Annotated in this window: 7 protein-coding genes; 2 read left to right on the forward strand and 5 right to left on the reverse strand. The window is 76.1% G+C overall.

Annotated elements, in window-relative coordinates:
* Window positions 1-13 precede the first annotated feature (13 nt).
* Both AB0N04_RS18330 and AB0N04_RS18335 read right to left on the reverse strand, forming a co-directional pair.
* Window positions 14-202 (reverse strand): hypothetical protein, encoded by a 189-nt coding sequence (locus tag AB0N04_RS18330; protein ID WP_360209970.1) that lies wholly within the window; start codon window positions 200-202, stop codon window positions 14-16.
* Complete coding sequence (locus AB0N04_RS18335) at window positions 186-1,160, reverse strand: hypothetical protein (RefSeq protein WP_360209972.1); 975 nt, start codon at window positions 1,158-1,160, stop codon at window positions 186-188. The genes AB0N04_RS18330 and AB0N04_RS18335 overlap by 17 nt, the downstream gene beginning before the upstream one ends.
* Window positions 1,161-1,336: 176 nt before the next feature.
* Between AB0N04_RS18335 and AB0N04_RS18340 the strand changes: the two genes are divergently transcribed.
* On the forward strand, window positions 1,337-1,684 hold the full coding sequence (locus AB0N04_RS18340; protein WP_360209974.1) for an SCP2 sterol-binding domain-containing protein: 348 nt from the start codon (window positions 1,337-1,339) through the stop codon (window positions 1,682-1,684).
* Window positions 1,685-1,849: 165 nt separating this feature from the next.
* Here AB0N04_RS18340 and AB0N04_RS18345 read toward each other — a convergent pair whose 3' ends face one another.
* Entirely contained in the window at window positions 1,850-2,887 is a 1,038-nt protein-coding gene (locus tag AB0N04_RS18345) for an HAD-IIA family hydrolase (protein ID WP_360209976.1), read from the reverse strand.
* A gap of 62 nt (window positions 2,888-2,949) precedes the next feature.
* Window positions 2,950-3,549, reverse strand: coding sequence for a tetratricopeptide repeat protein (locus AB0N04_RS18350; RefSeq protein ID WP_360209978.1), 600 nt, complete (start codon window positions 3,547-3,549; stop codon window positions 2,950-2,952).
* A 92-nt stretch (window positions 3,550-3,641) separates the two neighbouring features.
* Between AB0N04_RS18350 and AB0N04_RS18355 the strand changes: the two genes are divergently transcribed.
* On the forward strand, window positions 3,642-5,012 hold the full coding sequence (locus AB0N04_RS18355; RefSeq protein ID WP_360209979.1) for a DUF1015 domain-containing protein: 1,371 nt from the start codon (window positions 3,642-3,644) through the stop codon (window positions 5,010-5,012).
* 82 nt (window positions 5,013-5,094) lie between these two features.
* Here the strand turns inward: AB0N04_RS18355 and AB0N04_RS18360 are convergent, their stop codons facing one another.
* Entirely contained in the window at window positions 5,095-5,967 is an 873-nt protein-coding gene (locus AB0N04_RS18360) for a hypothetical protein (RefSeq protein WP_360209999.1), read from the reverse strand.
* Window positions 5,968-6,625: the final 658 nt, after the last annotated feature.

Genomic DNA, 6,625 nt, shown 5'->3' on the forward strand with positions numbered 1-6,625 from the left:
CGGGTCCTACGGATCATTCCTGGTCGAGCGCGGCCAGCGTGTCGGCGAGCCGCTGGTGAACATCTTCGTACACCGCGACGTGCGCCTCGGCGGGGACCCCGTCCAGGGCCTCCAGCCGGGCCAGGCCGGCGTCCACGCCGGGGTGGCCGGTGGGGGCGAGTCCGACGCCGAGCGGCGCCGTCGGGTCAGCCGCTCCGGTCATCGGAGCGCTTCGTGCTGGTGGCCTTGCGGACGGTGGTCTTCTTCGTCGCCGTGCGCTTCGCGGGCGTCCCGGGCGACCCGGCCGACTCGGCGGCGGACTGCTTCGCGGTGGCGGTCTTCTTCACGGCCGTCTTGCGGACCGCCGTCTTCTTCGCCGCCTTCTTCGCCGCCGCCGTCTTCGCCGCCGCCTTCTTCGCCGCCGCCTTCTTCGCCCCGGGCGGCTCGGCGCCGCCCGACTTCGCACCGGGCGCCTTCGCTCCGGACGGCGCATCGGCCGGGGCCTTCTTCGCGGTGCCCTTGCGCGCCGCCGGCCGCTCAGGCTCGACGGGCTCCGCGGGCCCGGACGGGCGCACGGACCCGCTCGCCGGCTTCCGCCCCTGCGCGGCCCGCGGCGTCGGCGCCGCCCGCGGGACGGGCGGGACCGGCGGGTAGACCTCGACCGGCTCGTCCACCTCCACCCGCTCCGCCACTATCGGCTCCCCGGCCGCCCGGGCGTCCGGCCGCGCCTGCTCGTCCTCCCAGCCGCGCCCGAACAGGTCGTCCGCCCGGGGCGCCGGCACCGGCTGCTCCGAACGGTGGGCGTCGGCCGCCGGGCCGGGGCGCTCCGGCCCGCCCTCGTCCTCCTCGACCTCCCGCAGCTTGCTCTCCAGGTAGGCCAGCACCACACCGACCTTGGTGACCTGGTCACCGACCTTCTCGAAGGCCTTCTCCACCTCGCCCCGGGCCACCCCGACGGCCAGGTCCACCCCGGCCCGCCCGGCGGTGACCGCCTCGCCCGCCAGGGTCTGCAGGGTCTGCACCGACGGCGGGAACTGCCCGCCCAGCCGGCGCTCCACGTCGGCGACGTCGACCCCGGTCCGCTCCAGGATCGCGGCCGCCGTCCCGACGACCCGCTTGCCGACCTCCTCCACCAGCCCGGCGGCGACCTCCGCCACTCCCCGCACCGTCCTCGGCAGCATCCGGGTGCCTCCTAAGCGCCTGCGCGCATCGCTCCGTCGCCGTCGGTGCCCGGGCCGATCCGGGCACCCCACGGACGACGCTACCGCCAAAACCCGCCTGCGGTACCGTGGCCCGGCAGTGACCACCGCCGTCACCCGCCCGAATCCACCGGGAGCCCAGAGAGGGAGGCACCGCGATGGCCGACGCCGAGGAGTGCCGCGAGGCGCTGGAGCAGCTCAGCCGGAACATGGCGGAGTCCACCGGCGACGTCCGCAAGGCGGCCGCCCTGGACCGCTCGCTCAGCTGCCGGATCACCGACCTCGACCTGACCTTCACCGGTCAGCTGCGCGACGGCCGGATCCAGGGCCTCGCCTCGGCGCCCGGTGCGCCCACCGAGAAGGCCGCGATCCGGCTCACCATGAGCAGCGACGACCTGGTGGCCGTGGTCGGCGGCGGGCTCAACTTCGCCTCCGCCTGGGCCTCCGGCCGGATCCGGCTGGAGGCCGGCTTCCGCGACCTGCTGCGGCTGCGCACCCTGCTCTGACCCGGCTCCCGGCGGCCCGGGCCGTGCTGCACCCGGGTCACGTCGGGGCCCGGCGGTCCGGATGCCGCGGACCGCCGGGGCACACGCACCGCCGGGGCACACGCACCGCCGAAGCACCGACCGCCGGGGCACTCTCACCGCCGAGCCCGGCCGCGGCCGGCCGGGTCAGAACCCCAGCTCGGCCAGCGCCTTGCGCCCGTCGGCCGCCGTCCCGTCCGCGTCCAGCGCCGCCCACGCCGCCGCGCACAGCGCCCGCAGGCCGTCCCAGCGGTCCCCGCCGCCGGACAGCCGCAGCACGCCGTCCCCGGCCGTGGCGACCCAGCCGCCGCAGCCGGCCCCGCCGTCCTCCCGGCCCACCGCGGGGTGCGACTCCAGCAGCCCGCGCAGGTCCGCCGCCAGGTAGGTCGGCCGGTGCTCGACCGGGGCCGCCAGCAGCTGCGCCGGGGTGGTCACCCCGGTGAACACCAGCAGGCTGTCCACCCCGCCGTTGAAGGCGCCCTCGATGTCGGTGTCCAGCCGGTCGCCGACCACCAGCGGCCGCCGCGCCCCGGTCCGCAGCACGGTCTCCCGGTGCATCGGCGGCAGCGGCTTGCCCGCCACCTCCGGGTCCACCCCGGCGGCGGCCCGCACGGCCGCCACCAGGGTGCCGTTGCCGGGGGCGATGCCGCGCGCGGTCGGGACCGTCAGATCGGTGTTGGAGGCCACCCACGGCAGCCCCTGCTGCACCGCGTAGGAGGCCTCCGCCAGCTGCGCCCAGCCGACCGACGGGTCGTAGCCCTGCACCACCGCGAGCGGCTGCTCGTCCAGCGAGCGGACGGCGACCAGCCCGCGCTCGGCCAGCGCCTCCTCCAGCCCCGCGCCGCCCACCACGAGCACCTTCGCCCCGACCGGCACCTTCTCCGCGACCAGCCGGGCGGCCGCCTGGGCCGAGTTGATCACGTCGCCCGGCTCGGCCGGCACCCCCAGCTCGGTCAGGTGCGCCGCCACCACGCGCGGCGGGCGGGAGGCGTTGTTGGTCACGTACGCGAGCCGCATCCCGGCCGTCCGGGCGGCGTCCAGCGCCTCCACGGCGTGCTCGACGGCGTTCGGGCCCGCGTAGACCACGCCGTCCAGGTCCAGCAGCGCCGTGTCGTACGCCTCGGTCAGCGGCCGGTCGCTGCCGCCGGGGGCGGTCCGTCGCACGGTGGGGGCCGTCTCGGTCATGGCTGCGCTACCTCATTCACTGCGTCGTTCGCTTCGTCGGGCGGCGCCTCGGGCCGGACCGGTCAGACCTCGTCGTCCGCACCGTCCTCGCCCGCCGGCCGCCCGTCCGGGCCGGGAGGGGGCGCCAGGTACCCGGGCGCCCCGGGCAGCAGCGGGCCGTAGGCCCCGGCGCGGGCCGCCAGGGTCGCCCTGGTCTGCCGCAGCGCCGCCCGGTAGTGCTCGGTGCCCGGCCGCATCGCCACGGCCAGCGCCAGGTGCTCGGCGGACGTCTCGAAGTCGCCCAGCCGGGCCGCCGCGACGCCCCACCCGAACTGAGCGTAGTCGTCCGAGGGATCGGCCAGCGCGACGGCCCGGAAGTTCTCCAGCGCCGCGGCGTACGACCCGGTGTCGAACTGGGCGCGTGCCAGCGTCTCCCGGATGCTGCGCGAGTGCGGCTCGGCCACCGCCGCCCGGGCCAGCAGCTGTTCGGCGGCCGCCGGATGGCCCTGGGCGAGCAGCTGCGCACCGCGCCGGAACCAGTCGTACACGTCCCCGGTCGGCTCGCCGGAGCGCGACTGGGCCGGCACGCCGCCGTCCGCCGGAGCGCCCCCGCCGGGGGCGCCGCCGGTGCCGCGCGGCTCGACCCGGCCGCCGCCGTCCACCCGTTCCTGCCCGTCGTCCATGCCGTACCTCGCCCTCGGTCTCACACCCGTCCCACGAGACGGCACGGGCATTCCGATCTCTCAACAACGCGTACCCGGTTACGATGCCCAGAATGAGCACACCCAGTGCAGAACACGGAGTCGAGACTCCGGAGGGCGGCCCCGGCGATCCCGGGCACGTCGCCACCGCAGGCCTGTCCCTGTCCCCCTTCCGCGGCCTGCGCTACGTCCCCGACCGGGTCGGCGCCCTCGCCGCGGTCATGTCACCCCCGTACGACGTCGTCGACCCGGGCCGCCGGCTCGACCTGGAGACCGCGGACCCGCACAACGTGGTGCGGCTGATCCTGCCCCGGCCCGAGCCCGAGGACGCCGGCGACCGGCCCGACCGCGACACCAAGTACCGGCACGCGGCCCGGCTGCTGGCCGACTGGCAGCGCGAGGGCGTCCTCGCCGCCGACCGGGAGCCCGGACTCTACGTCTACGAGCAACGCGTGCCCGCCACCGCCGACTCGCCCGAACTGCTCCAACGCGGGCTGATCGGCGCGCTCGCGGTCAGCGGCCGGGAGGCCGGCGTGGTCCTCCCGCACGAGGACGTCATGCCGCGGCCGGTCGCCGACCGGGTCGGCCTGATGCGCACCACCCGGGCCAACCTCGAACCCCTGCTCCTCACCTACCGGGGCAACGGCGGCGCCGCCGGCGTCGTCGAGCGCGCCGTCGAGGGCGAGCCGCTGCTCTCCACCGCCACCAGCGACGGCACCCACCACCGCCTGTGGGCGGTCACCGACCCGGCCGACATCGCCGAGATCGGCCGCGACCTGGCCACCTGCCGGGCCCTGATCGCCGACGGCCACCACCGCTGGGAGATGTACCTGCGCCTCCAGCGCGAACACCGCCACCTGCCGCGCAGCCCCTGGGACCGCGGTCTGGTGCTCCTGGTGGACACCGCCCGCTACCCGCTGCGGGTCCGGGCCATCCACCGCGTCCTGTACCGGCTGCCGGTGGCCGAGGCGCTGGAGAAGCTCGGCGACCAGTGGAAGGTCAAGGAGGTCCCCGGCCCGCTGAGCGCCGCCCTCCAGGCGCTCGCGGAGCAGAAACGTCACGGCGGCAACGGCTTCGTGCTGACCGGCGGCGACGGCGTCTACTGGCTGCTCGGCGAACCCGAGGAGTCCCTGCTCGACGCCACCGTGCCGCACGACCGGCCCCAGGAGTGGCGCCACCTGGACGCCACCGTCCTGCACGCCACCCTGCTCGACCACACCTGGCGCGTCCCCGACGGCCCGGACGACATCGGCTACCTGCACACCGCGGTGGCCGCCGAGCAGGAGGCCGCCCGGACCGGCGGCACCGCGGTACTGCTGCACCCGGTCCGGGAGAGCGTGGTCCGAAGACTCGCCGAACAGGGCGTCACCATGCCGCGCAAGTCCACCTCCTTCGGTCCGAAGCCGGCCACCGGGCTGGTGCTGCGCAACCTCGAACTGGGCTAGCGCCCGCGAGCCGGAAAGCCGTGAGGCCCTGCCCTTCCCCGGACATCCGGGGAAGGGCAGGGCCTCAGTCGTTCGGTCGGGCTCAGCCCTGCGCGTCGGCCTTGTCCTCGGCCTTCGCCTCGGTGCCGGCCTCGGCCCCGTCCTCACCGGAACGCCCGGGCACCACGCCGTCGAAGTCCTCGTCGATCTCGAGGTCGTCCTCGTCGTAGTACTCCTCGACGTCCTCCTCGTCCTCGTAGATCACGCGGTCGTCGGAGACGTCGCCGCCGCGCTTCTTCGCCGGGGCCTCGGCCTGCTCGGCCTCCTCCTCGGCCGCCTCGGGGTCGAGCGCGTCCACGAACTCGACGCCGTCGATCTCGGCCAGCCGCTCCGAGGCGTTGGTCGTGCCGTCGGTGTCGGCCTCGGCCGCCTTGGCGAACCACTCGCGGGCCTCCTCGGCCCGGCCGGCCGCGATCAGCGCCTCGGCGTAGGCGTACCGCAGACGGGCGGTCCACGAGTGCACCGCGCTGGACGCCAGCTCCGGGCTCTGCAGGGTCACGACGGCCGCGTCGAACTGCTCCATGTCGGTGCGGGCGCCCGCGGCGACCAGGCGCATCTCGACCTGACCGGCCTTGTCCAGCTGCTTCACCTCGGGCTCGCCGGCCATCGCCAGCGCGCGCTCCGGGCGGCCCAGACCGCGCTCGCAGTCGGCCATCACCGGCCACAGGTCCGCGCGACCGGTCATCCGACGGGCGGCACGGAACTCGGTCAGCGCCTCCGAGTAGCGCTGCGTCATGTACGAGGCGAAGCCGGCGGCCTCACGGACGGCGGCGACGCGGGAGGCCAGCCGGAGCGCGATGCGCGAGTACTGGTAGGCCTCCTCCGGCTCGCTGTCGAGCATGCGGGCCACCATCACCAGGTTGCGGGCGACGTCGTCGGCGAGCGTCTTGGGCAGGCTCTTGAGCTCCTGGCGCACGTCCGCGTCCAGCTCGAAGCCGGTGACGTCCTCCGGGATCGGCAGGCGCCGGACGGGCTCGTAGTTGCCGCGGCGGTCGTCGTAGTCACGACGGGGGCCACGGTCGTCGTAGTCGCGGCGGGGGCCGCGGTCGCCGCCGCCCTGGCGGTCGTCACGGCGGTAGCCGCCGCCGGACGGGCGGTCGTCACGGCGGAAGCCGCCGCGGTCGCCACCACGGTCATCGCGGTTGTAGCCGCCCGAGGGGCGGTCGTCACGACGGAACCCACCGCCGGAGGGGCGGTCGCCACGGTCGCGGTTGAAACCGGACGGGCGGTCGTCGCGGCGGAAGCCACCGCCGGAGGGGCGGTCGCCACGGTCGCGGTTGTAGCCGCCACCGGACGGACGGTCGCCACCGCGGTAACCGCCGCGGTCGCCACCACGGTCGTCACGGTTGAAGCCACCCGAGGGGCGGTCGCCGCGGTCGCGGTTGTAGCCGCCACCGGACGGACGGTCGTCGCGGCGGAAGCCACCACGGTCATCACGGTTGAAACCACCGGACGGGCGGTCGTCACGGCGGAAGCCACCGCGGTCGCCACCACGGTCGTCACGGTTGAAGCCACCCGAGGGGCGGTCGCCGCGGTCGCGGTTGTAGCCGCCACCGGACGGACGGTCGTCGCGC

Source organism: Kitasatospora sp. NPDC051702, from assembly GCF_040681575.1.
Taxonomy (GTDB): Bacteria; Actinomycetota; Actinomycetes; order Streptomycetales; family Streptomycetaceae; genus Kitasatospora.